21 protein-coding genes and 1 pseudogene are annotated in these 25,384 nt (G+C 52.4%); 20 read left to right on the top strand and 2 right to left on the bottom strand.

What is annotated here, in order from left to right; genetic code table 11:
- Positions 1 to 7: 7 nt before the first annotated feature.
- The 11 genes and pseudogenes from KCG54_RS00395 (at position 8) to KCG54_RS00345 (ending at position 13,847) form a co-directional block, all read left to right on the top strand.
- Entirely contained in the window at positions 8 to 1,162 is a 1,155-nt protein-coding gene (locus KCG54_RS00395) for a glycosyltransferase family 2 protein (protein ID WP_254324317.1), read from the top strand.
- A 30-nt stretch (positions 1,163 to 1,192) separates the two neighbouring features.
- Positions 1,193 to 2,211 (top strand): annotated as a pseudogene (galE, locus tag KCG54_RS00390) (UDP-glucose 4-epimerase GalE).
- Positions 2,212 to 2,327: 116 nt separating this feature from the next.
- Entirely contained in the window at positions 2,328 to 3,395 is a 1,068-nt protein-coding gene (gene rffG, locus KCG54_RS00385) for a dTDP-glucose 4,6-dehydratase (RefSeq protein ID WP_254324316.1), read from the top strand.
- Between the two features lie 73 nt (positions 3,396 to 3,468).
- Positions 3,469 to 4,335: a glucose-1-phosphate thymidylyltransferase RfbA gene (gene rfbA, locus KCG54_RS00380; protein ID WP_049332928.1), complete on the top strand. Its 867-nt coding sequence runs from the start codon at positions 3,469 to 3,471 to the stop codon at positions 4,333 to 4,335.
- 53 nt (positions 4,336 to 4,388) lie between these two features.
- Positions 4,389 to 4,928: a dTDP-4-dehydrorhamnose 3,5-epimerase gene (gene rfbC, locus KCG54_RS00375; RefSeq protein WP_254324968.1), complete on the top strand. Its 540-nt coding sequence runs from the start codon at positions 4,389 to 4,391 to the stop codon at positions 4,926 to 4,928.
- Positions 4,929 to 4,984: 56 nt separating this feature from the next.
- Positions 4,985 to 7,069 (top strand): capsular polysaccharide biosynthesis protein, encoded by a 2,085-nt coding sequence (locus KCG54_RS00370; RefSeq protein WP_254324967.1) that lies wholly within the window; start codon positions 4,985 to 4,987, stop codon positions 7,067 to 7,069.
- A 136-nt stretch (positions 7,070 to 7,205) separates the two neighbouring features.
- Positions 7,206 to 8,465, top strand: coding sequence for a capsule biosynthesis protein (locus KCG54_RS00365; protein ID WP_254324315.1), 1,260 nt, complete (start codon positions 7,206 to 7,208; stop codon positions 8,463 to 8,465).
- A 366-nt stretch (positions 8,466 to 8,831) separates the two neighbouring features.
- A complete protein-coding gene (locus KCG54_RS00360; protein ID WP_254324314.1) occupies positions 8,832 to 10,238 on the top strand; it encodes a tetratricopeptide repeat protein in 1,407 nt (468 codons plus the stop codon).
- Between the two features lie 216 nt (positions 10,239 to 10,454).
- Positions 10,455 to 11,669 (top strand): sodium/glutamate symporter, encoded by a 1,215-nt coding sequence (gltS, locus tag KCG54_RS00355; protein WP_254324313.1) that lies wholly within the window; start codon positions 10,455 to 10,457, stop codon positions 11,667 to 11,669.
- A 105-nt stretch (positions 11,670 to 11,774) separates the two neighbouring features.
- Positions 11,775 to 12,797 carry a lysozyme inhibitor LprI family protein gene (locus tag KCG54_RS00350; protein WP_254324312.1) on the top strand — a complete coding sequence of 341 codons (1,023 nt, stop codon included), beginning with the start codon at positions 11,775 to 11,777 and terminating at the stop codon, positions 12,795 to 12,797.
- Positions 12,798 to 12,851: 54 nt separating this feature from the next.
- Positions 12,852 to 13,847 carry a S49 family peptidase gene (locus KCG54_RS00345; protein WP_254324311.1) on the top strand — a complete coding sequence of 332 codons (996 nt, stop codon included), beginning with the start codon at positions 12,852 to 12,854 and terminating at the stop codon, positions 13,845 to 13,847.
- Between the two features lie 185 nt (positions 13,848 to 14,032).
- Here the strand turns inward: KCG54_RS00345 and pdxA are convergent, their stop codons facing one another.
- Positions 14,033 to 15,037, bottom strand: coding sequence for a 4-hydroxythreonine-4-phosphate dehydrogenase PdxA (pdxA, locus tag KCG54_RS00340; RefSeq protein ID WP_254324310.1), 1,005 nt, complete (start codon positions 15,035 to 15,037; stop codon positions 14,033 to 14,035).
- Between the two features lie 156 nt (positions 15,038 to 15,193).
- Positions 15,194 to 15,724 (bottom strand): cytochrome b, encoded by a 531-nt coding sequence (locus tag KCG54_RS00335; protein WP_254324309.1) that lies wholly within the window; start codon positions 15,722 to 15,724, stop codon positions 15,194 to 15,196.
- A 234-nt stretch (positions 15,725 to 15,958) separates the two neighbouring features.
- Between KCG54_RS00335 and KCG54_RS00330 the strand changes: the two genes are divergently transcribed.
- From KCG54_RS00330 to KCG54_RS00290, 9 genes are all read left to right on the top strand, one after another.
- Complete coding sequence (locus tag KCG54_RS00330; protein ID WP_254324308.1) at positions 15,959 to 17,488, top strand: ABC transporter permease; 1,530 nt, start codon at positions 15,959 to 15,961, stop codon at positions 17,486 to 17,488.
- A 114-nt stretch (positions 17,489 to 17,602) separates the two neighbouring features.
- Positions 17,603 to 18,166, top strand: coding sequence for a hypoxanthine-guanine phosphoribosyltransferase (locus KCG54_RS00325; protein WP_254324307.1), 564 nt, complete (start codon positions 17,603 to 17,605; stop codon positions 18,164 to 18,166).
- Positions 18,167 to 18,224: 58 nt separating this feature from the next.
- Positions 18,225 to 18,653 (top strand): PTS sugar transporter subunit IIA, encoded by a 429-nt coding sequence (locus KCG54_RS00320; RefSeq protein WP_049344952.1) that lies wholly within the window; start codon positions 18,225 to 18,227, stop codon positions 18,651 to 18,653.
- Between the two features lie 49 nt (positions 18,654 to 18,702).
- Positions 18,703 to 18,972 carry an HPr family phosphocarrier protein gene (locus tag KCG54_RS00315; protein WP_003683718.1) on the top strand — a complete coding sequence of 90 codons (270 nt, stop codon included), beginning with the start codon at positions 18,703 to 18,705 and terminating at the stop codon, positions 18,970 to 18,972.
- Entirely contained in the window at positions 18,972 to 20,735 is a 1,764-nt protein-coding gene (gene ptsP, locus KCG54_RS00310; protein WP_254324306.1) for a phosphoenolpyruvate--protein phosphotransferase, read from the top strand. Before KCG54_RS00315 ends, ptsP begins: the two co-directional genes overlap by 1 nt.
- A 505-nt stretch (positions 20,736 to 21,240) precedes the next feature.
- On the top strand, positions 21,241 to 22,356 hold the full coding sequence (locus KCG54_RS00305; RefSeq protein WP_254324305.1) for an ABC transporter substrate-binding protein: 1,116 nt from the start codon (positions 21,241 to 21,243) through the stop codon (positions 22,354 to 22,356).
- A gap of 525 nt (positions 22,357 to 22,881) precedes the next feature.
- Complete coding sequence (locus KCG54_RS00300; RefSeq protein ID WP_004519102.1) at positions 22,882 to 23,928, top strand: FecCD family ABC transporter permease; 1,047 nt, start codon at positions 22,882 to 22,884, stop codon at positions 23,926 to 23,928.
- Positions 23,929 to 23,938: 10 nt separating this feature from the next.
- Positions 23,939 to 24,706: an ABC transporter ATP-binding protein gene (locus KCG54_RS00295; protein ID WP_070712368.1), complete on the top strand. Its 768-nt coding sequence runs from the start codon at positions 23,939 to 23,941 to the stop codon at positions 24,704 to 24,706.
- Between the two features lie 168 nt (positions 24,707 to 24,874).
- Entirely contained in the window at positions 24,875 to 25,306 is a 432-nt protein-coding gene (locus tag KCG54_RS00290) for a plastocyanin/azurin family copper-binding protein (RefSeq protein WP_070590107.1), read from the top strand.
- Positions 25,307 to 25,384 lie beyond the last annotated feature (78 nt).

Below are 25,384 nucleotides of genomic sequence, written 5' to 3'. Positions count from 1 at the left end.
ATAAAAAATGTTTCTTAGTATTATTGCTCCTTATTACGATTGCGGTCCTTACATATATGCTTGTTTAAAATCACTTCAAGACTGTCTAAATAAAATTCAAAATTTAGATATTAATGTAGAAGTAATTGTAGTAGATGACTTCAATCATAATGACAAAGGAGCGTTGTCACTGTTACATGGGGCAGTCTCTGCAATTGACCATATTGCATTCAGAGTTGTCAGGCCAGAAAAAAATCTTGGTCTAGCTGGAGCACGTAATTTCGGTAAAAATCTCGCTAAAGGAAAATATTTATTCTTCTTAGATTCTGACGACTATATTAACTCTGAAAACTTAGCTGAAATTTTGCATATTTTAAGAGTTGTTGATACTGATATCATTTATTTTGACAGCCATTCTTTTAAAAATGAACATACTTGGAACGATATGCATAAATTCTCGTTTCACCCACGTTCAATTCAACCCGTAACAGAAGAAGTTATTAGTGAATATCTCCGTGATTCAACTTTTTATGCATGGAGATTTATTGTTAAAGCTAAAATTATGAATGACATTGACTTCAAATCCATGTATATGGAAGATGTTGCGACCACTCCAACAATTTTGGCAGCTTGTAAAGATCTATGGTATGAGCCTATCAGTGTCGTTAACTATCGTATTCGCCCAAATTCAATTATGACAAGTTGGAACCCAAAAAAGATTACCGATATGGTTAGCGCACCTGCCATAACAAAAACTAGTCTGACGAATAGATTTAATGACTCTACCATCTTATATGTTGAAAACAAAATTATGGGGTACCGTTTTTTCTATTGGGCAATTAAAGATGCTAGAACATTGAACAAGAATATGGATAAAGATTTCTATTTAAATATTAAAAATCTTTATATTGAGAATTTTGGTACATTCAATTTTAGAACCGATTTACCACTTTTGAAGCAGATATATGAAACTCATGAAATTATTAAATGGCTGCTAATGTATTACAACTGGAAACTCTTTATCTGTCTGGTTACTCCTGCAAATAATTTCAAATTTAAAGCACTGAGAAAGAAATTATGGGTACTATTTATTTCATTTTGGAAAATTACTTTACCAATATTAGTTCTTTTATTACTAATATTGAATGCTTATAATTACCTACATGCTGGAAAATTATCTTAAATTTTCTTTTTTCAATTATTTTTGAGTACTATGAAAAAAATCCTAATTACCGGCGGTACCGGTTTTATCGGTTCTCATACCGTTGTTTCCCTGTTGGAATCAGGCTTTAATGCCGTGATTTTGGACAATTTGTGCAATTCGTCTGCCAACATCCTCCCGCGCTTGGAAAAGATTACCGGCAAGTCTGTGCCTTTTTACCAAGGGATATCCGTGATCGTGAAGTGTTGCGTCAAATCTTTGCAGAACACGATATTGATGCCGTCATCCATTTTGCCGGCTTAAAGGCAGTCGGTGAAAGCGTGGCCGAACCAATGAAATACTATGACAACAATGTGTCGGGCAGCTTGGTTTTGGCTGAAGAAATGGCGCGTGCCGGCGTATTTAAGATTGTGTTCAGCTCATCGGCTACGGTTTACGGCGATCCGGGTAAAGTGCCTTATACGGAAGATATGCAACCGGGGGACACGACCAGCCCTTACGGCACGTCTAAGTCTATGGTGGAGCGCATTTTGACGGACATCCAAAAGGCCGATCCGCGTTGGAGCGTGATTTTGTTGCGCTATTTCAATCCTATCGGTGCGCATGAAAGCGGTTTGATCGGCGAGCAGCCAAACGGTATCCCAAACAATCTGCTGCCTTATATCTGCCAAGTGGCTTCAGGCAAGCTGCCGCAGTTGTCGGTTTTCGGCAACGACTACCCTACCCCAGACGGTACGGGTATGCGCGACTATATCCATGTAATGGATTTGGCAGAAGGCCATGTGGCGGCGATGCAGGCGAAAAGCGATGTTTCGGGCGTACACCTGTTTAATTTGGGTTCGGGACGTGCTTATTCGGTATTGGAAATCATCCGTGCCTTTGAAGCGGCCTCTGGCTTGACTATTCCGTTCCAAATCAAACCGCGTCGCGATGGCGATTTGGCCTGTTTCTATGCCGACCCTGCCTACACCAAAGCACAAACCGGTTGGGAAACCAAGCGTGATTTAGCGCAGATGATGGAAGACTCATGGCGCTGGGTCAGCAACAACCCAAATGGCTACGACGATTAAGTTGACTTAATACAGGCCGTCTGAAAGAGATGTTTTCAGACGGCCTCTTTATCTGAAAAACACACATTCTGTCTGCTATAATCCGTTTATATTATTTTGACTATCCTCTGAAACTTATGAAAAAAATCCTTGTTACCGGCGGCGCGGGCTTTATCGGTTCTGCCGTTGTCCGTCATATTATCCAAAACACCCAAGACTCTGTCGTCAATGTCGATAAGCTGACTTATGCCGGCAATTTGGAATCTTTGACTGAGGTAGCAGGCAACCCTCGCTATGCTTTTGAGCAAGTGGATATTTGCGACCGCGCCGAACTCGACCGCATATTCGCACAACACCAGCCTGATGCCGTGATGCACTTGGCTGCGGAAAGCCATGTCGACCGCTCTATCGATTCGGCAGGCGAGTTTATCCAAACCAATATCGTCGGCACATTCAATCTGCTTGAAGCAGCCCGCGCCTACTGGCAACAAATGCCGTCTGAAAAACGTGAAGCCTTCCGCTTCCACCATATTTCTACCGATGAAGTCTATGGCGATTTGCACGGCACAGACGATTTATTTACCGAGACCACGCCATACGCGCCGTCCAGCCCTTACTCTGCTTCTAAAGCGTCCAGCGACCACCTCGTCCGCGCATGGTTGCGTACATACGGTTTGCCGACCATCGTAACCAACTGCTCCAACAACTACGGCCCGTACCACTTCCCGGAAAAACTCATTCCGCTGATGATTCTGAACGCGCTTGACGGCAAACCGCTGCCCGTTTACGGCGACGGTATGCAAATCCGCGACTGGCTGTTTGTCGAAGACCACGCACGCGCACTGTATCAGGTTGTTACCGAAGGTGTTGTCGGCGAGACCTACAATATCGGCGGCCACAATGAGAAAGCCAATATTGAAGTCGTCAAAACCATCTGCACCCTGCTGGAAGAGCTTGTTCCTGAAAAACCGGCCGGTGTGGCACGTTATGAAGATTTGATTACTTTCGTACAAGACCGCCCCGGCCATGACGTGCGCTACGCTATTGACGCTGCCAAAATCGGCAGGGAACTGGGCTGGAAACCGCAGGAAACATTCGAATCCGGCATCCGCAAAACAGTGCAATGGTATTTGGACAACAAAACCTGGTGGCAAAACGTATTGAACGGCAGCTACCGTTTGGAACGTTTAGGAACAGGAAAATAAGTTTTCAGACGGCCTGTTCCCATATTAGGCCGTCTGAAAATCACGCAAACACACACTACTCAGGAGAAAACCCATGAAAGGCATTATCCTCGCCGGCGGCAGCGGTACACGCCTATACCCCATTACGCGCGGCGTATCCAAACAACTGCTGCCCGTGTACGACAAGCCCATGATTTACTATCCCCTGTCCGTATTGATGCTGGCAGGAATCCGCGATATTTTGGTCATTACCACGCCCGAAGACAACGCCTCTTTCAAACGTCTGCTCGGCGACGGCAGCGATTTCGGCATTTCCATCAGTTATGCCGTGCAACCCAGTCCGGACGGCTTGGCACAGGCATTTATCATCGGCGAAGAATTTATCGGCAACGATAATGTCTGCTTGGTTTTGGGTGACAATATTTTCTACGGCCAATCGTTTACGCAAACATTGAAACAGGCCGCCGCCAAGACACACGGCGCAACCGTATTCGGTTATCAGGTCAAAGACCCCGAGCGTTTCGGCGTGGTTGAATTTGACGAAAACTTCAACGCCCTGTCTATCGAAGAGAAACCGCAACAGCCCAAATCCGATTGGGCGGTAACCGGCTTGTACTTCTACGACCAACGCGTTGTAGAATTTGCCAAACAAATCAAACCGTCTGCCCGCGGCGAATTGGAAATTTCCGATCTCAACCAAATGTATTTGGAAGACGGTTCATTGTCGGTACAACTTTTGGGACGCGGTTTCGCATGGCTGGACACCGGCACCCACGAGAGCCTGCACGAAGCCGCCTCATTCGTCCAAACCGTGCAAAACATCCAAGACCTGCAAATCGCCTGCCTGGAAGAAATCGCTTGGCGCAACGGTTGGCTTTCCGATGAAAAACTGGAAGAGCTGGCGCGCCCGATGGCAAAAAACCAATACGGCCAATATTTGCTGCGCCTGTTGAAAAAATAGTGTTTGAGGCCGTCTGAAACTTTTCAGACGGCCTTTAGATGAAAGATAAAACGATGAACATCATTGATACCGCCATTCCTGACGTAAAACTGCTTGAGCCCCAAGTCTTCGGCGACTCGCGCGGCTTTTTTATGGAAACCTTCCGCGACGAGTGGTTCAAAACCCAAGTCTGCGAACGCACCTTCGTGCAGGAAAACCATTCCAAATCCAGCAAAGGCGTATTGCGCGGCCTGCACTATCAAACTGAAAACACACAAGGCAAACTCGTACGCGTGGTTGTCGGCGAAGTATTCGACGTGGCTGTTGATATGCGTAAAGACTCCCCCACGTTCGGCAAATGGGTAGGCGAGATTCTGTCTGCAGAAAACAAACGCCAACTGTGGGTACCTGAAGGCTTCGCTCACGGCTTCTATGTACTGAGCGATGAAGCCGAGTTCGTCTACAAATGCACGGATTATTACAACCCCAAAGCCGAACACTCGCTGATTTGGAATGATCCAACCGTCGGCATCGACTGGCCGTTGCAAGGCGAGCCGAACCTGTCGCCTAAAGACTTGGCAGGCAAAGTATTGGCTGAAGCAGTCACGTTTTAAAAAAATAATTCAGGCCGTCTGAAAGAATGCTCCTCTTTTCAGACGGCCTATAATCCATTAATAACAATAATCGACGAAAACGCATTGTGAAAAACGCCTACATTCCCTCTCGCGGCATCCGCAAAATCCCCCATCTCTCCACCCTATTGCCTGAGTTTCAAATCTGCAAAGACGGAAAAGGAGCAGAGGCTGTTGTCGGCTGGGGTTTGCGCCCGACGACACACAAAGCACGTGCTTTTGCCGCCGAACACCAGCTTCCCTTTATTGCTTTGGAAGACAGCTTTTTACGATCACTCGGACTGGGTGTCGCCGGTTATCCGCCCTATTCCATCGTCTATGACGACATCGGCATCTACTACGACACCACGCGTCCCTCGCGTTTGGAACAACTGATTCTTGCCGCCAATGCCATGCCGTCTGAAACCTTGGCTCAGGCGCAGCAGGCGATGGATTTCATCCTGCGACACCACCTGTCCAAATACAATCACGCGCCCAAACTTTCAGACGATCATCCTTTACGTTCCCCATCCAAACCCGAAACCGTCCTCATCATTGACCAAACCTTCGGCGATATGGCCATCCAATATGGCGACGCAGACGCCTCTACGTTTGAACTGATGTTTCAGACGGCCTTAAATGAAAACCCACAAGCCGATATCTGGGTCAAAACCCATCCCGATGTTTTGTGCGGCAAAAAACAAGGCTATCTGACCCAACTGGCGCAGCAACACCGCGTCCATCTTTTGGCAGAAGACATCAATCCGATTTCTTTGTTGCAAAACGTCGATAAAGTTTATTGCGTTACCTCGCAAATGGGTTTTGAGGCGCTTTTGTGCGGCAAACCACTGACCACCTTCGGTCTGCCGTGGTATGCCGGATGGGGCGTGAGCGACGACCGCCATCCAAAAATCGACAGTCTTGTTCAAACCCAACGCCGCGCCCCCCGCAACTTGCTGCAACTCTTCGCCGCAGCCTATCTGCAATACAGCCGCTACCTCAACCCCAATACCGGCGAAGCAGGCAGCCTCTTTGATGTCATTGACTATCTGGCGACGGTCAAACGTAAAAACGACAAATTGCGTGGAGAGTTATATTGCGTCGGCATGTCTTTGTGGAAACGCGCGGTTGCCAAACCGTTCTTTAACGTACCCTCATGCCGTCTGAAATTTATCTCTTCCACCCAAAAACTGGCCGGAGTCAAACTGTCCGACGATGCACGCATCCTTGCCTGGGGCAACGGCAAAGAGGCCATCGTCCGTTTTGCCGAACAACATAATATCCCCCTGCTGCGCATGGAAGACGGCTTTATCCGCTCGGTCGGGCTTGGTTCTAATTTAGTCCCACCACTGTCGCTCGTTACCGACGATATGGGCATTTATTTCAACGCCGAAACCCCGTCCCGTCTTGAACACATCCTGCAAAACCAAAACTTCGACAATCAAGACTTTCAGACAGCCTTGAAGCTGCAAAAAATGTTGACCGAAAACCACATCAGCAAATACAACGTCGGCAGCTCAGACTTCACTGTCCCGTCAACCGACAAAACCGTAATCCTCGTTCCCGGCCAGGTTGAAGATGATGCGTCTATCCGCTACGGTTCGCCCCAAATCTATCGCAATCTGGATCTGCTCCGTACCGTACGCGAACGCAATCCCGATGCCTATATCATCTACAAACCGCATCCCGATGTAGTCAGCGGTAACCGTATCGGCCATATTTCCCCTGAAGATGCTGCACGATATGCCGACCAAACCGCCGAACAAGCCGATATCCTGACCTGTCTCCAATACGCAGACGAAGTTCATACCATGACTTCGCTGACCGGTTTTGAAGCCTTGTTGCGCGGCAAAAAAGTCAGCTGCTACGGCCTGCCTTTCTATGCAGGTTGGGGGCTTACCCAAGATCTGCTCCCCATTCCGCGCCGCAGCCGCAGGCTTGAGCTTTGGCAGCTGATTGCCGGTACGCTCATACACTATCCCGACTATATCCATCCCGAAACCCATCAGGCCATCAATGCGGAAACCGCTGCCCAAATCCTGATACGACAAAAAAATATGCAAAAAAACAACAACGGATTACATCGCGGGTACTTTGCTAAAAAATTAGGTAAAATCAAACAACTATATCGATCTTTCAAATAAACACCATCTAAATTAACGACACGTCATAAACTTGCCTCTATTGCGGCATCATTGCCTTTGCATCGTTAATTCTCTTGGCGTATGCTTGAAAGTTCAACCTAAAACTATTACATAAAAAACAAAACCACATTGCGACATGAAACAGACCGTCCTCAAAAACAACCTGCAAAACCTGCTTGAAAGCGCAGAAAATATCCTGCTGCTTCAAGGACCTGTCGGCAATTTTTTTCTGCGTCTTGCCAATTGGCTGACTGAAAATGGCAAAACTGTACATAAATTCAACTTTAATGCAGGCGACGACTATTTTTATCCGCCCACTCAAGCGCATACCGTTGTTTTTAACGACAACTACGATGCCTTTCCTGAATTTTTGCAAGAATACATCGTTCAACATCACATCCAGGCCGTTGTCTGCTTTGGTGACACACGCCCTTATCACGTCATTGCAAAACGCATTGCAAACGAAAACCAAGCCAGTTTCTGGGCGTTTGAAGAAGGCTATTTCCGCCCCTACTACATCACCTTAGAAAAAGACGGCGTCAACGCATTTTCCCTATTACCGCGCCGTGCCGACTTTTTTTTGGAACAATTCCCTAAGCTTGCCCAGCAGGAATACAAAGCGCCGACGCCGGTACGCGGCGGGTTTATGCCCATGGCCAAAAATGCCGTCCGTTACTATATCGAATTGTTCCGCAATCCGAACAAGTACCCGAACTACATCCACCACCGCGCATCCAATGCCGGCCATTACCTCAAACTGTGGTCGATCTCCATCCTCAAGCGTTTGAACTACTATATTGAAGACATCCAAATCGCCAAACGCGTGGAGGCGGGCAAATACGGCAAGTTTTTTATTGTTCCCTTGCAGGTATTCAACGACAGCCAAGTCCGCATCCATTGCGACTTTTCCAGCGTCCGCAGCTTCCTGCTCCATGTTTTGGCCTCCTTTGCCGCGCACGCGCCTGCCGATACCAACCTCATCATCAAGCATCATCCGATGGACCGCGGCTTTATCGACTACTCGTGCGACATCAAACGCTTTATCAAAAAACACCCCAAACTCAAAGGCCGTATCACTTACGTCCATGATGTCCCCCTGCCCGTTTTCCTGCGCCATGGCCTCGGTATGGTCACCATCAACAGTACCAGCGGCCTGTCCGGACTGATTCACAATATGCCAGTTAAGGTTCTCGGCCGTGCCTATTATGATATTCCCGGCATTACTGACCAAAATACCTTGGCAGAATTTTGGAATCATCCGACACCGCCTGACAAAGAGCTGTTCCATGCCTACCGAATGTACCACCTCAACGTGACCCAAATTAACGGTAACTTCTACAGTCAGGTGTTTTTTCCCAACAAAAACACATCCGACTTTTCTACACCGACAACCTGACTTAGCGAAGGAAAAGTTCAGACCGTCTGAAAATATTTCAGACGGCCTGAAGCAATCAATACCTTGGCTACTTACATGTAAATAAAACACAAAAACCTGCATTTATCATTAACAATAAATTACAAAGACAGTATAATGACCGAGCTGTCATGAGCGCATACCGACTCAAGCTGAGCCTTTTGTAACACACAAAATATGGATGTATCCCTAGGCAAAACAATATAACAAGCCAAACATCCTAAAAATAAGCCAGCAAGACAATACACTCTACAAAACTATGCCGAGCAAAATTTTTACAAAGCTCTCAACCGGTATCGCCGCCCATATGCCGCAGCACCCGTCTTCCACTTTATCCGCCCGCAAACCATGACCGCCGCTCCTGAAATCCTCTACCGGCAAGCCGCCGCCCTTTTGGAACAATCCCATACCGCCCAAGCCCTGCCCCTGTTGCAACAGGCGGCAGAGCAAGGTTATGCGGAAGCTGCTTTCGTATTGGGCAACCATCTGCTGCAAAACGGCCAACCGGAGCAGGCACTTTCATGGTTGGAAGCCGCCGCGGCCCAACGCCATCCCAAAGCACTCTTCTCCCTGCTGCAACAACGCGAACACAACGGCACCCCGACCGGACAGCTTCTCAACGACTATGCCTGGCTGGGTGAACAGGGGCACTCAGAAGCCCAATTAATCCTCATGCGTTACCACGCGCAACGCAACGATCCACAATCCCTCTACTGGGCGGAGCTTGCCGCCGCCCGATATGCCGCGCCCGCGTATTACCATCTGGCGCGCCATCATCAACGCCAAGGCGACGTTGCGACAGCCGTCGAACAATACGAAAAAGCGGCCGCACTCGGCGTAACTACCGCCTGTTGGCAACTCGGTCAAATCTACTTCTACGGCACAGGCATCAGCCCCGACCACGCACAAGCCGAACAATACCTCGAACAAGCCGCGCAAGCCGGCCATATCGCCGCACAAACCCTGCTGGCCGACCTTCTTGCCGCCCAACGCCGACCCGAAGCCTTGGAATGGTATCGTCGTGCCGCCGACAAGGAACAAGCGGAAGCTCAAGCCAAGCTGGCCCAATACGCCCTGACCGGCGAACTTTCCGAACGAGACCCGTTCCAAGCGGCACGCTACGCCAAAGCCGCCGCCGAGAAAAACCATCCCGAAGCCCTGAAAATCATGGGCGACCTCTACCGCTACGGCCTCGGCATCAAAGCCGACAACCATGTCGCACACGATTACTACCACCGTGCCGCCGCGCTGGGTTCTGCCGCCGCCGCACAAAAACTCGTCAGCGATGCCGCGCTGTACCATCCGCAACAATACGAACAAATCAAAACAGCCGCCCTGCAACAGCAACAAACCGAGACCGCATACCGCTTGGCGGAAGCACAGGCCCGCGCCATCGGCCGTCCTGCCGACTACAATGCCGCGCGCAAAAATTACATGGAAGCGGCCGAATACCACCACAAAAACGCGGCGGCAGCCTTGGGCCGCATCTACCATTACGGCCTCGGCACGGCTCAAGACCCTCGTGCGGCCGCCTACTGGTACGCCATCGCTGCCGAACAAAACCACCCTTCCGCCCAATACCACCTCGCCTGTTTCTACTATCACGGGCAAGGTGTAAGCTGCCATGTTCCGACTGCCTGCTACTGGCTGCAGGCCGCCATCGGCAACGGGCATACCTCGGCCGGGTTATTAACATCCCTATTGGAACAATGGCGCCGCGAAGCGCATCATGCCATCGGGCAAAAGGCCGTCTGAAAATATTTACACTCGCATTTTTTGACAATCTTTAACTATTCCCCTAATATTTGCCAGTTATTTTTCACGGACACGTCATTGTTTTCATTTCTTTCTGAAAACGCCTTGTTCGCGCATCAATACCATGACACTCGGCGGATAACGCCAAGCGTTGAAACACACTGCATCCGGAAAGAAACGGATACTCGGAAAAACATTTCTAGGAGGTGAAACAACATGGAATGGGAATTCAACAGTTATTACACACTGATTGCCGCCACGCTCGTGTTGCTGGTTGGTAAATTTCTGGTTCAAAAAATCAAATTCTTACGAGACTTCAATATTCCCGAGCCGGTCGCCGGCGGTCTAGTTGCCGCTATCGTCCTGTTCGCCCTGCACGAAGCCTACGGCGTCAGCTTCAAATTTGAAAAACCGCTGCAAGATGCGTTCATGCTTATCTTCTTTACATCCATCGGTTTGAGCGCCGACTTCTCCCGTTTGAAAGCGGGCGGCCTGCCTTTGGTCATCTTTACCGCCGTAGTGGGTGCATTCATCATCGTCCAAAACTTCGTCGGTGTCGGCTTGGCAAGCGCATTGGGTCTGGATCCGCTGATCGGCCTGATTACCGGTTCGATTACCCTGACCGGCGGTCACGGTACAGCCGGCGCATGGGGTCCTGACTTTGAAAGCAAATTCGGCCTGACCGGCGCAACCGGCTTGGGTATGGCTTCCGCCACCTTCGGCCTGGTATTCGGCGGTTTGATTGGTGGGCCTGTTGCACGCCGTCTGATCAACAAAATGGGCCGTAAACCTGTCGTCAAAACTGCCAAATCCGACGACAACGATGCTGCCGACGACGTCTTCGAACAAGCACAGCGCACCCGTCTGATTACGGCTGACTCCGCTGTCGAAACACTCGCGATGTTTGCCGCATGTTTGGCTTTTGCCGAAATCGTCGACGGCTACGACAAAGCCTTCTTCGACCTGCCTAAATTCGTATGGTGTCTGTTTGCCGGCGTGGTCATCCGCAACGTCCTGACTGCAACCTTCAAAGTCAATATGTTCGACCGCGCCATCGACGTATTCGGTAACGCCTCCCTGTCGCTCTTCCTCGCCATGGCTCTTCTGAACCTGAAACTGTGGGAATTGACCGGTCTGGCAGGCCCGGTAACCATCATCCTGGCCGTACAAACCGTCGTCATGATTTTGTACGCAACCTTCGTTACCTACGTCTTCATGGGCCGCGACTACGACGCCGCCGTCTTGGCAGCCGGCCACTGCGGTTTCGGTTTGGGTGCCACCCCGACTGCCGTTGCCAATATGCAGTCCATTACCCAAACTTTCGGCCCTTCGCACAAAGCCTTCCTGATTGTGCCTATGGTGGGTGCGTTCTTCGTTGACCTGCTCAACGCCGCCATCCTCTCCGGCTTCGTCAGCGTCATCAAAGGCTGATACGTCCGACATAGAAAAGCACTTGCCGCATTTACTTGCAGCAAGTGCTTTTGCTATGATAGGCACGTCAGGCCGTCTGAAAGGCCGTCACCTTCAGGAGTACCTATGTACAAAAAAACCGCTTCCGTATTGATTTTAAGCACGATTCTGCTTGCCGCATGCAGCAAAGAAGAGCCCAAAGCCGCACTTGATTGCGCCCAACCGGCCACACTGCAAAACATCCGTACCACCATCGAAGACACCCTCAAACAACAAGCGCGCTCCTTCGCCCGCAATGACAACCGCCAATTCGTCGATGCCGACAAAATCATCGCCGCCGGCCTCGAATTAGAAACCCTGCTTGAAGACCCCAAAGAAACCGAAGACGACGGCAAAGCCATCTGCCGCGCCAACCTCAAAATCCGTATTCCCGACACCATCCTCAAAACGGCCATAGACAACAGCCCGCTAATTTACGGCAACACCCCGTTGGCCGACATGCTCGAACAAAAACTGATGGGCAGCAACCTGACCTTTGAAAACAACACGTTCAGCACCACCCTGCTCTACACCCCCGACAAAGACGGCAAACCGGTTTTCGAAGACAATACCCTGAGTTCCACCGCCCAAACCCTTTCCGCCACCCTGCTGCCCTACGGCGTGAAAAGCATCGTCATGATAGACGGCAAACCTGTATCGAAAGAGCAGGCCATCAAACTGCTGCAAAACCAAAACACGGAAGAACCGCCCACCCTCAATCCGCAAGACATCCTTGAAAACAACGCCGCCAGCCAGGCTGCCGGCCTGACCGATGACGGCGACGATTCAGATTACGAAGTCCTGCGCCCCGACCATGAAACCCAACGCAACGAGCCGCCCGGCCTCAGCCAAAGCGAACTTGACAACGCGCGCGCGCAAAACCGTCAGGCGGACGGCGAGATCAACGACCTCTGGGGCGGCATGGACAGCGACGTCAAACAACAAATCCTCGGCGAACAACGCGCCTGGATTCAAAGCAAAAAACTCAACTGCCAACAAGCCGCCGCGTCCGCAGACAATGCCGCACAAGCAGAATACCTGCGCCTGCAGTGTGAAACCCGCATGACCCGCGAACGCACGCAATACCTGCGCGGCTATTCCATCAACTAAAACCGATAAGGCCGTCTGAACATTCAGACGGCCTGCACGAAAGCACATCACATCATGCAATACCGAATCCACCGTGAAGGCGATGCCCAAAACACACCCTCTTCAGCCTCCACCCCCGTTGACAACTGGGAGCGCAACACCCTGCGCGAAGTCCTCCTCGCAGCCTACCAAGAACAACGCCGCGCCCGCATTTGGCGCAATATCTGGCGCGGCGTCGCCGTCCTCATCTTCCTCAGCCTGATTTTCGGCCTTGCAGAAGAAGAAGGAAAAACCACGTCGGTCCAAGCCCGCAGCGAACACACCGCCGTTATCGACCTGACCGGCGAAATCGGCAACGACATCGACGACCAAGTCCAAATCCTGCGCGACAGCATGGAAGCCGCCTACGAAAACGGCAACGCCAAAGCCATCATCATCCGCGCCAACAGCCCCGGCGGTTCGCCTGTCGTGTCCAACACGGCCTTTAACGAAGTCCGCCGCCTCAAAGCCGAACACAAAGACATCCCTGTTTACCTCGTTGCCGAAGACATGTGCGCTTCCGGCTGCTACTACATTGCCGCCGCTGCCGACAAAATTTACGCCGACCCGTCCAGCATTGTCGGCAGCATCGGCGTGATCGGCGGTGGTTTTGACTTTACCGGCTTGATGGACAAAGCCGGTGTCAAACGCCGTCTGAAAACCGCCGGCAGCAACAAAGGCATGGGCGACCCTTTCACGCCTGAAACGCCGGCGCAAACCCAAATTTGGGAAACCATGTTGGGCGATATCCACCAAGAATTTATCAAAGCCGTCAAACTCGGCCGCGGCGCAAGGTTGAAAGACAAACAGTATCCCGATGTTTTCAGCGGCCGCATCTATACCGGCAAAGAAGCCAAACAGGTCGGCCTGATTGACGACTTCGGCAGCATTTACAGCGTTGCCCGCAATGTCGTCAAAGCCCCCGAGCTGGTCAACTACACGCCGCAAGACGATTTCAGCAAAATGCTCAGCCGCCGCTTCGGTGCGGAAGTGAAGGCCAAAGTCAAAGAAACTTTGTCTGAAATTTGGTAAAAAAAACCAAAAGGCCGTCTGAAACCCAAAACATGGGGCTTCAGACGGCCTTTTTATATGGTTTTTAAAATAAAACGCTGATTATTGTCCAAACATTTGTCGGCTTCATCAACCGACAGGTAAATACCCCTGATGATACTTTTATGGGAACTCTTTACGCCTGCAAACGATTAAACCTCCACGCTTCAGACGGCCTGTTTCTGCATATTGTGCGCCATATCAAGCGCGGCGCGGACGGCGGTAATCAGGCTGCCGGAGTCGGCTTTGCCCGTGCCTGCCAAGTTCAAGGCCGTGCCATGATCGACAGAGGTGCGGATAAAGGGCAGGCCGAGGGTGATGTTCACGCCTTCGCCGAAACCGGCGTATTTGAGTACCGGCAGCCCTTGGTCGTGATACATGGCGAGGACGGCATCGGCATCTTTGAGCAGGAAGGGTTGGAACACGGTATCGGCCGGATAAGGGCCGCGCGCGTCTATGCCTTCGGCCTGCAGGGCATGAAGTGCCGGAATAATGGTGTCGATTTCTTCGTGTCCCAAATGGCCGCCTTCGCCCGCGTGGGGATTGAGGCCGGTAACGAGGATGACCGGTTTGGCTATGCCGAACTTATGGCGCAGGTCGTGTTCAAGAATGCGGACAACCGACTCGATTAAAGGCTTCGTGATGGCGGCGGAAATGTCTTTAAGTGGCAGATGAGTGGTGACCAATGCCACACGCAGGCCGCCGCCGGTCAACATCATGACGACTTGTTCGGTATGGCTTTTTTCGGCGAGGTATTCGGTATGACCGCTAAAAAAGCCGTTGCCTGCGTGGGCATCGTTGATGATGCCTTTATGCAGCGGCGCGGTAACCATACCGGCAAACAGGCCGTCTGAAATGCCCTGATACGCCGTATCCAGCAGCCGGAGGACATACGCGGCATTGGCAGGATTGAGTTCGCCTGCCCGACACTCGGCATCTAAAGGAATATGCAGGACTTCGAGTTCGCCCTTGGGCAACGGATCAGCCGCTTGGGCTTGGAAGTCGCGCAGGATGACGGATTTGCCGAGCTGTCCGGCCCTTTGCGCCAATAGGTTTTTGTCACACAAAACAACGGGGCGGCAAGGAAGATCGGCGAAAGCCAAATCGAGGCAGATGTCGGGGCCGATGCCGGCCGGTTCGCCGGAAGTGATGGCGAGAATGGGAGCAGTCATGGTGTTTCTCGGTACGGTTTACAGTATTTGGACAACGTCAGGCAAAATGCCTGCCCTACTTTTGCAGATTAACACAAATACAAAAAGGCCGTCTGAAAACAGTTTTTGCTTGGTCAAACTGTTTTCAGACGGCCTTGGCTGTTTACCGTTTTACACTTAAGAACGGCGGCCGATCATGCGGTATAAAACGTCGTGGCCTTGAAGGCGGTGGACGACGACCATGGCGATGTGGCCGGCGACAAGTGCGAAGAGCAGCCAGCCGAGTTTGCCGTGTGCCATATTGCCGAGGTTGGACATCCATTCAATTTTTTCAGGCGAACCCTGCATCACTTCGACACCGAATACTTTCAAAGGGCCGCGGCCGCCGCCGTATTGGCGGATCATGCCGATAACGGGAACGGCGAGCATGAAGACGTAAAGGGCAAGGTGGCCTGCTTTGGCGGCAAAGCTGTCGGCGGCAGGACGTTTGGACGCATTGAGCAAAGCCCAAACAACGCGCACAGCAATCACCAACAGCGTGATGAAACCGATGGATTTATGCACGCCGAAGAGCGATTTGACCCATTCTTCGCCATCATAGATGGTCCAAACGGTAATGGTGGAGAGGATGCCGATGAAACCGAGTACGGTCAGCCAGTGCAACACGCGCGCGACGGCATCGTAGGTTTGTGGACGTGTAGCGGTCATAATGTTTCCTTGTTTTTTGATTTGTTTGGTTTTTTGAATCGGCGGCATTGTAACAAAAATGCCCAACCAATTATGTTGCCTTTTTGAAGAGATTTCGTAAATGTTTGGAAAACTTGAAGAAACAGCGGTTTTATCCGTAAAGCTACACAGGCCGTCTGAAAACAAGGGCAGGAATACCACCTTCTATACCGAACTCGGGCTAAAATAGGCGTTTTTATTCTCGGGTACGCATCGATGCAGGTTTGGATTCGGCGGTTTGCGCTGTTGCTTCTGCCTTTGGGTTTCTTAGCGGTCATGGTGGCCGCGCCTTTGCTGTCACTGGCGTTTTACGACGGCGAAGGCGCTTGGGCGGAAGTGGTGGCTGATGACTATATGCGCCTGCGCTTGGGCTGGACGGTGGCGCAGGCAGTTTTGACCTGCGTTTTGGTCACGGCTTTGGGCGTGCCTGCGGCGTGGGTGCTAGCGCGGATGGACTTTGCCGGACGGCGCACGGTTTTACGCCTGCTGATGCTGCCTTTTGTGATGCCGACTTTGGTGGCGGGCATGGGCGTGCTGGCCTTGTTTGGCGCACACGGTATGCTGGTGGCAGGTTGGCAGGACACGCCGTGGCTGCTGATTTACGGCAATGTGTTTTTCAACCTGCCGGTTTTGGTGCGCTCGGCGTATCAGGGATTTGTGCGTGTGCCGCAGGCGCGGTTGCTGTCGGCGCAATCTTTGGGCGCGGACGCGTGGCGGCGGTTTGTCTGGGTCGAATGGCCGGTGGTGCGTGCGTGGGTTGCCGGTGGCGCGTGTCTGGTGTTTTTATATTGTTTTTCAGGCTTCGGACTGGCCTTGCTGCTCGGCGGCGAACGTTTTGCGACGGTGGAAGTGGAAATCTACCTGCTGGTGGCGTATGAGTTGGACATGGCGCGTGCATCGGTGTTGGTGTGGCTGGTGCTGGCGGTTACGGCGGCGGCAGGCGGTTTGTATGCGTATTGGAGCAGGCGCGTGGCTGTGGATAAGTCGGTCTCGCCTTTGCCTCCGTGTGCGCCGATATGGGCTTGGGAAAAATGGCTGACGGCAACGGTATTGGCCATGTTGGCAGTATGCTGCCTGCTGCCCTTGGCGGCGGTGTGGCTCAAGGCGGTATCGGCAGGCTCTTCTTGGGCAGTCTTGCTGGAAGCGCAAACGTGGGCGGCGGTGTGGAACACCGTCCGTTTCTCTGCGGCTGCCGTGGCGGCGGCGACGGTATTGGGCGTACTGTATGCGGCGGCGGCACGACAAATGGCGTGGTTGCGCGCGCTGATGTTTTTGCCGTTTATGGTGTCGCCCGTGTGCATCGCGTTCGGCGTTTTGCTGCTCTATCCGCAGTGGACGGCTTCGCTGTGGCTGCTGACGGCGACTTACGCGCTGTTGGCGTATCCGTTTGTGGCCAAAGACGTATTGGCCGCATGGGACAGTTTGCCCAAAGATTACGCGGCGGCGGCGCGCACCATGGGCGCAAACGGTTTTCAGACGGCCTGTTATGTAACCGCGCCTTTATTGAAACCGGCCTTACGGCGCGGTCTGACTTTGGCTTCGGCAACGTGTATCGGCGAATTTGCAGCCACATTATTCCTGTCGCGCCCCGAATGGCAGACGCTGACCACTTTGATTTACGATTATCTTGGACGTGCCGGTGCGGACAATTACGGACGGGCGATGGTGTTGACGGCGGTATTGACCGCTTTGGCTTTGACGGCATTTTTGCTGGTGGACGAAGCGGAGGGGCAAAAGGCCGTCTGAACGTGATCGGCTCAAATTCCCTTCACTTTCACTACACTATTGCCGCGCCTTGTATCGAAAATTGATTGAATCCGCTATATAATTTGTTTTTAACCGCACTCAACACGACCTATCATGACCGACTTAGAAACCAAACGCCTTGAAACCCAAGCCATGCTGGACAATGCCGACTTGCTGTTTGGCCAAGAACAATGCCGCGCGGCCTTGCAAAAAGTTGCCGACGACATTACCCGCGACTTGGGCGACAAATACCCCCTGCTCCTGCCTGTAATGGGTGGAGCGGTGGTGTTTACAGGACAGCTGCTGCCGCTGTTGCGTTTCCCTTTGGACTTTGACTACGTCCACGTTTCCCGCTACGGCGACAAGCTCGCAGGCGGCGCGTTCAACTGGAAACGCATGCCCGACCCCGAGCAAATCAAAGGCCGTGATGTAGTCGTTTTGGACGACATTCTGGACGAAGGCCACACCATGGCCGCCATTCAGGAAAAACTGTTGGAAATGGGCGCAGCAAGCTGCCGTGCGGCCGTATTTGCCAACAAGCTGATCGACAAAGAAAAACCGACCAAAGCCGATTATGTCGGTTTGGACGTACCCAACCGCTACGTTTTCGGTTACGGCATGGATGCCGCCGGCTGCTGGCGCAACCTCGGCGAAATCTACGCCTTAAACAATAAATAAAACAAAGGCCGTCTGAAAAATCTTCAGACGGCCTCAACCCCAATAATAGGAACACATCATGATAGGTTTGTTAATCATTACACATGAAACCATAGGTGAAGCCTATCGCGGTTTGGCCGACCATTTCTTTCCCAACGGCTTCCCCGAAAATCTCCACATCCTCGGCGTACAGCCCGACGAAGATCAAAACGACATCATCAACAATGCCATCGCCGCGTTGCAGGAATTTCCCGACAACCGCGGCGTGCTGATCATGACCGACATCTTCGGCGCAACCCCGTGCAACGCCGCACGCCGACTGGTGCGCGAAAACAAATCCGCCATCCTGACCGGCCTCAACGCCCCGATGATGATTAAAGCCATCCAATACTCATCACAAGCCGAAAACCTCTCCGACTTCACCGAAACCGTCAAAGAAGCCGCCATCCGGGGCATTTTCGCCATTACATCCGCACCTGAAGACCTAGTGTGCAAAGAACACGGCTAAGGCCGTCTGAAAACATTCACTTTACGAACATTACATTTAGGGGACATCCATGCTCAAACAAGAAATCGAAATCATCAATAAACTCGGCCTGCACGCGCGCGCCTCCAGCAAATTCACCCAAACCGCCTCCCAATTCCAAAGCGAAGTCTGGGTCACCAAAAACGGTAACCGCGTCAACGGCAAAAGTATCATGGGCCTGATGATGCTGGCCGCCGCCAAAGGCACCGTGATTGAGCTGGAAACAGAAGGCGCAGACGAAGCCGCCGCCATGCAGGCGTTGACCGACCTCATCAACGACTACTTCGGCGAGGGCGAATAATGAGCATCGTCCTACACGGTGTAGCTGCGGGCAAAGGCATTGCCATCGGCCACGCCCACCTCATCACGCGCGGCACAACGGAAGTCCCCCAATACGACATTGATCCCGACAAACTCGATGCCGAAGTTGCCCGTTTTGACAACGCCATCAAAGCCACGCGCAAAGAACTGGAACAGCTGCGCGGCGCGATTCCCGAAAACGCCCCGACCGAATTGGGCGCGTTCATCTCCCTGCACCTGATGCTGCTGACCGACGTTACCCTCTCGCGCGAACCCATCGACATTTTGCGCGAGCAGAAAATCAACGCCGAATGGGCATTAAAACTGCAAAGCGACAAGCTTGCCGCCCAGTTCGACAGCATCGACGACGACTACCTGCGCGAACGCAAACAAGACATGCTCCAAGTCGTCCGCCGCATCCACAACAACCTTGTCGGCCAAAGCAACGAAATCAACCTCGCCGGCAACCTGTTTGACGACACCGTCCTCATCGCGCACGACCTCTCGCCTGCCGATACCGTATTGTTCAAAGAGCAGCACATCACCGCCTTCGTAACCGATGCCGGCGGGCCAACCAGCCATACCGCCATCTTGGGCCGCAGCCTCGACATCCCGTCCGTCATCGGTCTGCATAACGCCCGCAAACTCATTACCGAAAACGAAATCGTCATCGTCGACGGCATCAACGGCGTCCTCATCATCGATCCCGACGAAGTCGTCCTCAACGAATACCGCCGCCTCGCCCGCGAATACCGCAGCCACAAGCGCGAACTCAACAAAATCAAAAAAACCGCCGCCACCACGGCCGACGGCATCAACATCGAACTTTTGGCCAACATCGAATCCGCCGAAGACATCAAAGCCCTGCACAACTTCGGCGCAGACGGCGTCGGCCTGTTCCGCAGCGAATTCCTCTACCTCAACCGCGACAACATGCCGACCGAAGATGAACAATACGAAGTCTATGCCGGCATCGTCAAAAAGCTCAAAGGCAAAAACATCACCATCCGCACTGTCGATTTGGGCGTCGATAAAAATCCGCGCTGGTTCGGCCAAAACAGCACACCCAACGGCAGCCTCAACCCCGCACTCGGCCTGACCGGCATCCGCCTGTGCCTCGCCGAGCCGGTCATGTTCCGCACCCAAATGCGCGCCATCCTCCGTGCCGCCGCCCACGGCCCCGTGCGCATAATGTGGCCGATGATTACGTCCATTTCCGAAGTGCGCCAATGCCTTATCCATCTGGACACGGCCCAACGCCAGCTGACCGAACGCGGCGAAACCTTCGGCCCGGTCAGCATCGGCTGCATGATTGAAATCCCGTCCGCCGCCATGACCGTCGGCAGCATCCTCAAGCTCGTCGACTTCGTTTCCATCGGCACCAACGACCTGATTCAATACCTCCTGTCGGTCGACCGCGGCGACGACAGCGTCAGCCACCTCTACCAACCCGGCCACCCTGCCGTCCTCAAAACGCTGCAACACATTATCCGTACCGCCAACCGCATGGAAAAAGGCGTATCCATCTGCGGCGAAATGGCCGGCGATACCGTCTTCACCCGACTGTTGCTCGGCATGGGCTTGCGCCGCTTCTCCATGAACCCCAACAACCTGCTTTCGGTTAAAAACATCATCCTGCACAGCCACACTGGCCATCTCGAAAACGATGCCGCCAAAATCCTGCGCTGCGAAGACCCGGAAAAAGCCGAAAAACTGATTAAAATCCTCAACCAAAGCGAACAGGCGGAATCACAGGCCGTCTGAATCTCTAAAAAGGGCGTGTTTCGATACACGCCCTTTTATTCGTCCCCATTTTGGGTTTACGCCCGACTCTCCCTTAAGCCCTCTTCTTCCCTATTTCGCCATTTCAAAAACCAACCTTTTTCATTTTTCCCAAATACTGCTTACAGGCCGTCTGAAAAATATAGGGCGCAAGTGAAATAAAAGTTTTTATGCCCACACCAAAGGCCGTCTGAACCCTGATTGCAAGGTTTCAGACGGCCTTGTTTTCAACCGGATACCTTTTATTTTTTACAATAAAAAACCCTTTACCTATCCATTCCAGCTACTGCCCACTATGGCTTTAGGTACCCCATATCATTCCTTTTTACTAGGTCTTCAGCACACCCAAACACTATCCCTTCGTTTTAATGATGAAACTTTTTATTTCGAAATATGTCTACTCACTCGTTTCACTTGAAAAAAGATTCAATACCTTTTAAATTCACAAAAAGATAATGGTTATCATCATATTTTAAAGGAATGATTCATGAGATTTACGCAACTTTCTGCTTTGATTGCCACCGCAGCTTTATCAGTCGGCTCCGTATCCGCTTTTGCCAAACCCGTTCAGCTGACCGATATCCTCGGCCGTAAGGTAACTGTCGACCTGCCTGCCAAGCGCGTGGTGTTGGGCTTCTACTACCAGGACTACATGGCCATCGGCGGCAAAACCGCGCTGGACAACGTCGTCGGTTTTTCCAAAGCAGTTTGGGCCGACTGGGCGCCGCCGAGCTGGGCGGCGTTCAGCAAAGCCGTGCCCAAGTTGAACCAGCTTGCCGATGTGGGCGAGTTGGAAGTCGGCACGTTCTCCGTTGAAAAAGTCTTGGCATTGAAACCCGATTTGCTGATTCTGGCAGACTGGCAGTACAAAGCTCTGGGTTCCGACCTTGCCCGCATCAACAAAGCGGGCATTCCGATTGTGGTGTTGGATTACAACGCGCAAACGGTCGCCAAACACGTCCAATCGACCAAACTTATCGGCACGCTGACCGGCCAGCAGCAAAAAGCGGACAAGCTGGCGGCAGACTACAAACGCATCGCCGACACCATCCAGGCGCGCGTGAAAAAAGCCAACCTGCCCAAGCCTAAAGTGTATGTCGAATTCGGCAACAAAGGCCCTGCCGAACACAGCGTTACCTTCGGCAAAAGCATGTGGGGTCCGATGGTGACACTGGTCGGCGGCAACAATATCGCCGCTTCTTCGGTCGAATTCTACGGCCCGATCAATCCTGAAAAAGTCCTCGCCGCCAAACCCGACGTGATCGTGATTACCGGCCGCGAAACCGAATTGAAGAAAAACCCTGCCGCCATGGTCATGGGCTGGAGCATTCCGAAAGCGGAAGCGGAAAAACGCTTGGCAGGCTTTGCCAAACGCGCCGGCTGGGCCAACCTGCCTGCGATTAAAAACAACCGCCTCTATGCCGCCTACCACGCCAACTCGCGCACGCTGTCCGACAGCGCATCGATTCAGTTTATGGCCAAAGCGATTTATCCGCAGTTGTTTAAGGATTTCAACCCTGAGAAGACCTATATGGACTTCTACCGCCAAAACCTGCCGGTCGTGCCGAACGGTACGTTCTACCTGTATCCGAAAGGTCAGTAAGGCCGGTTTGTGGATTTCAGACGACCTTTTTATGCGGAAGGTCGTCTGAAAGCAGCATGGGTTTTGTACAGAACCGTAGCGTGGGCTTTGCCCACGGGTGATGTTTTCAGAAATGATGGCGAATGGTATGAGGTTCCCCGTTTTCGTGGGCAAAGCCCACGCTACGACTTTCCGTCTTGTCGAATGGGAAGCTTCAGGTGGGTTTGACTGTTTTTGCCCTCTCCCTAGCCCTCTCCCACGGGGAGAGGGGATCAGATAACTGAAGTCCGACCATTGTTTTGATTCCCTACAATTTGTTCTCTCTCCCACGGGGAGAGGGAATCGGATGACTGAAATCCGACCATTGTTGTGATTCCCTGCCATTTGTTCCCTCTCCCCGTGGGAGAGGGCTAGGGAGAGGGTAAAGCCGTTTGGAACGCCGTTATCCCGATTTTCAAAAAAACACCCTTTCAAAACGGATACAGACAAAAGAGATGGTCGGGCATAGATACCCGACCTTGTTCCTTAATTTCAAAGGTTTGAAACATGAATGATTCGGTTGTCGCCGAGATTGTGAAAAACCAGCGCAAGTTGGAAGGCAAGCGTTGGTTGATTGTGTTGATGTTTTTAGTCATCGCGGCGGTCAGTTTCCTATTCGACATCGCCACCGGCCCTGCGATGACGGACACGCTGCCCGTCGGCGAAGTTGTCAATGTTTTGCTGGGCAAACCCGAAGTCGATGAAATGAACCGCCTGATTGTGATGGATTTGCGCCTGCCGATTGCAGTGATGGCCTTAGTGGTCGGTGCGGCTTTGGGTGTCGGCGGTGCGGAAATTCAAACGCTCCTGAACAACCCGATGGCCAGCCCTTATACGCTGGGCTTGGCGGCGGCGGCGGGTTTGGGCGCGTCGGCGGTGATTGCGTTCGGCGGTTTCGGGCTGCCTGAAACGGTCGCCGTTCCCATCGGTGCGTTTGTGATGACCATGCTGGCTTCGGGCATCTTGTTTCTGTTTGCCTCAGCGCGCCGCTTCAATTCGGCGATGTTGGTGTTGGTGGGGATTGCGCTGTTGTTCCTGTTTCAGTCGATTTTGTCGCTGATTCAATTTATCGCCGCGCCTGAGATTTCGCAGCAGATTCTGTTTTGGCTGTTCGGCAGTTTGAACAAGGCAACTTGGGAAACAGTCATCGTTACGGCGGCGGTTACGGCGGTATGCGTGTTTCTGCTTTCGCGCGATGTGTGGAAGCTGACTGCGCTGCGCTTGGGCGAAGAACGCGCCGTCGGGCTGGGCATCAATCTGCAATTTTTGCGCCTGAAAACGCTGGTGTTGGTGGCGGTAATGACGGCGACGGCCATCAGTTTTGTCGGCGTGATCGGCTTTATCGGCTTGGTTGCGCCGCATGTGGCGCGGATTCTTTTGGGCGAAGACCAACGTTTCTTCCTGCCCGGCGCGATGCTGGCAGGGGCGGCGTTTTTATCGGTAGCGAGCGTGTTGTCCAAGGTGATTATCCCGGGCGCGCTGTTTCCGGTGGGGATCGTTACGTCGTTTGTCGGCGTGCCGTTCTTCTTCTGGATTGTATTAACGAAACGATAGGCCGTCTGAAATGTTGAAACTTGAAAACGTACACATCCGGCGCGGCGATTATGTGGTCGCCGACAATATCGATTTGACGCTGGAACAAGGCAAAGTCTATTCCGTGCTCGGCCCGAACGGCACGGGCAAATCCTCGCTGATGAAAACGATTTTCGGCGAAGTGGCGCACAAAGGCACCATCCGCTACGGCGACGAAGCATTGAGCAAAATCCACCTGCAAAGCTGGCGCAAACGCATAGGCTATATGCCGCAGGACACTGCCGCCGAAGCCTCGCTGACCGCGCTGGAAGTCGTGTTGCTCGGCCGCATGGACGCGCTACACATGCACGTCGGCGACGAGCTACTGCACGAAGCCGCAAGTATCATGGCGGAGCTGGGCATCGGCCATCTGGCGCACCGCGACGTCATGCGGCTTTCCGGCGGACAGCGGCAGCTTGTGATGTTTGCCCAAGTCATGCTGCGCCGTCCCGAAATCCTGATGCTGGACGAACCGGTCAGCGCGCTGGATATGCACCACCAGTTGAACCTCTTGGAGCGCGTGGTGCAATACACGCACGAACACAATCTGGTTACGCTGATGGTCTTGCACGATTTGAGCCTCGCCGCGCAGTTTTCAGACGGCGTGATTCTGCTCGGCGAAGGCAAAGTACAGGCGCAGGGCGCGCCGCAGGACGTGTTACAGGCGGACATGATCGGCAGATTGTACAAAGTGGACATCGAGCTTTTGTACGACAGCAAAGGCCTGCCCGTTATCCGCCCGATGCGGAAGAGTGCGTAACTTAACCGCTCCTGCAAATGTCGGATTTGAGCATCCGGCCTGCAAACTCCCTGCAACTTATCCCCTCTCCTGCGGGAGAGGGTTAGGGAGAGGGCGGTAAGCCCAAGGCTTGCCTCTCCGACTCATCAGCCCGCCCCATATTTTTTATCCTTAGAAAGGACTTTCTCCATGAAAAAATCCCTCTTCCTCCTCATGCTGACCGCTTCCCTTAGCGCATACGCCGCCAACCACGAAGTCAAAATGCTCGACAACGGCAAAGACGGCAGCATGGTGTTCGAACCCGGCTACGTCAACGCCAAAGTCGGCGATACTGTTACCTTCAAAGCCGCCAACAGCGGCCACTGGGTACAAAGCAAAGCCCTGCCCGACGGCGTTGCCGACTTCCTCTCCGAAGACGGTAAAGACTTCACGCTCAAGCTCGACAAAGAAGGCGTGTACGTCTATACCTGCCCGCCACACCGCATGATGAACATGAGCGGCGTGATTCAGGTCGGCAAACCGGTGAACAAAGCCAAAGCACAAGCCGTTGTCGATGAAATGGAAAACCGTGCCATGCAAAGCAAAGGCCGTCTGAAAAAATATATGGCGCAAGTGAAGTAAACGCGTTTATACCTGCATTAAAGGCCGTCTGAAACCTTTCAGACGGCCTGTTTCCTTTGCGTAAAACACGCATCAAAG

This window comes from Neisseria subflava, assembly GCF_024205705.1.
GTDB classification, from domain to species: domain Bacteria; phylum Pseudomonadota; class Gammaproteobacteria; order Burkholderiales; family Neisseriaceae; genus Neisseria; species Neisseria subflava_D.
Note: the sequence above shows the minus strand (reverse complement) of the source record. Positions and strands in the feature narration are given on the sequence as shown.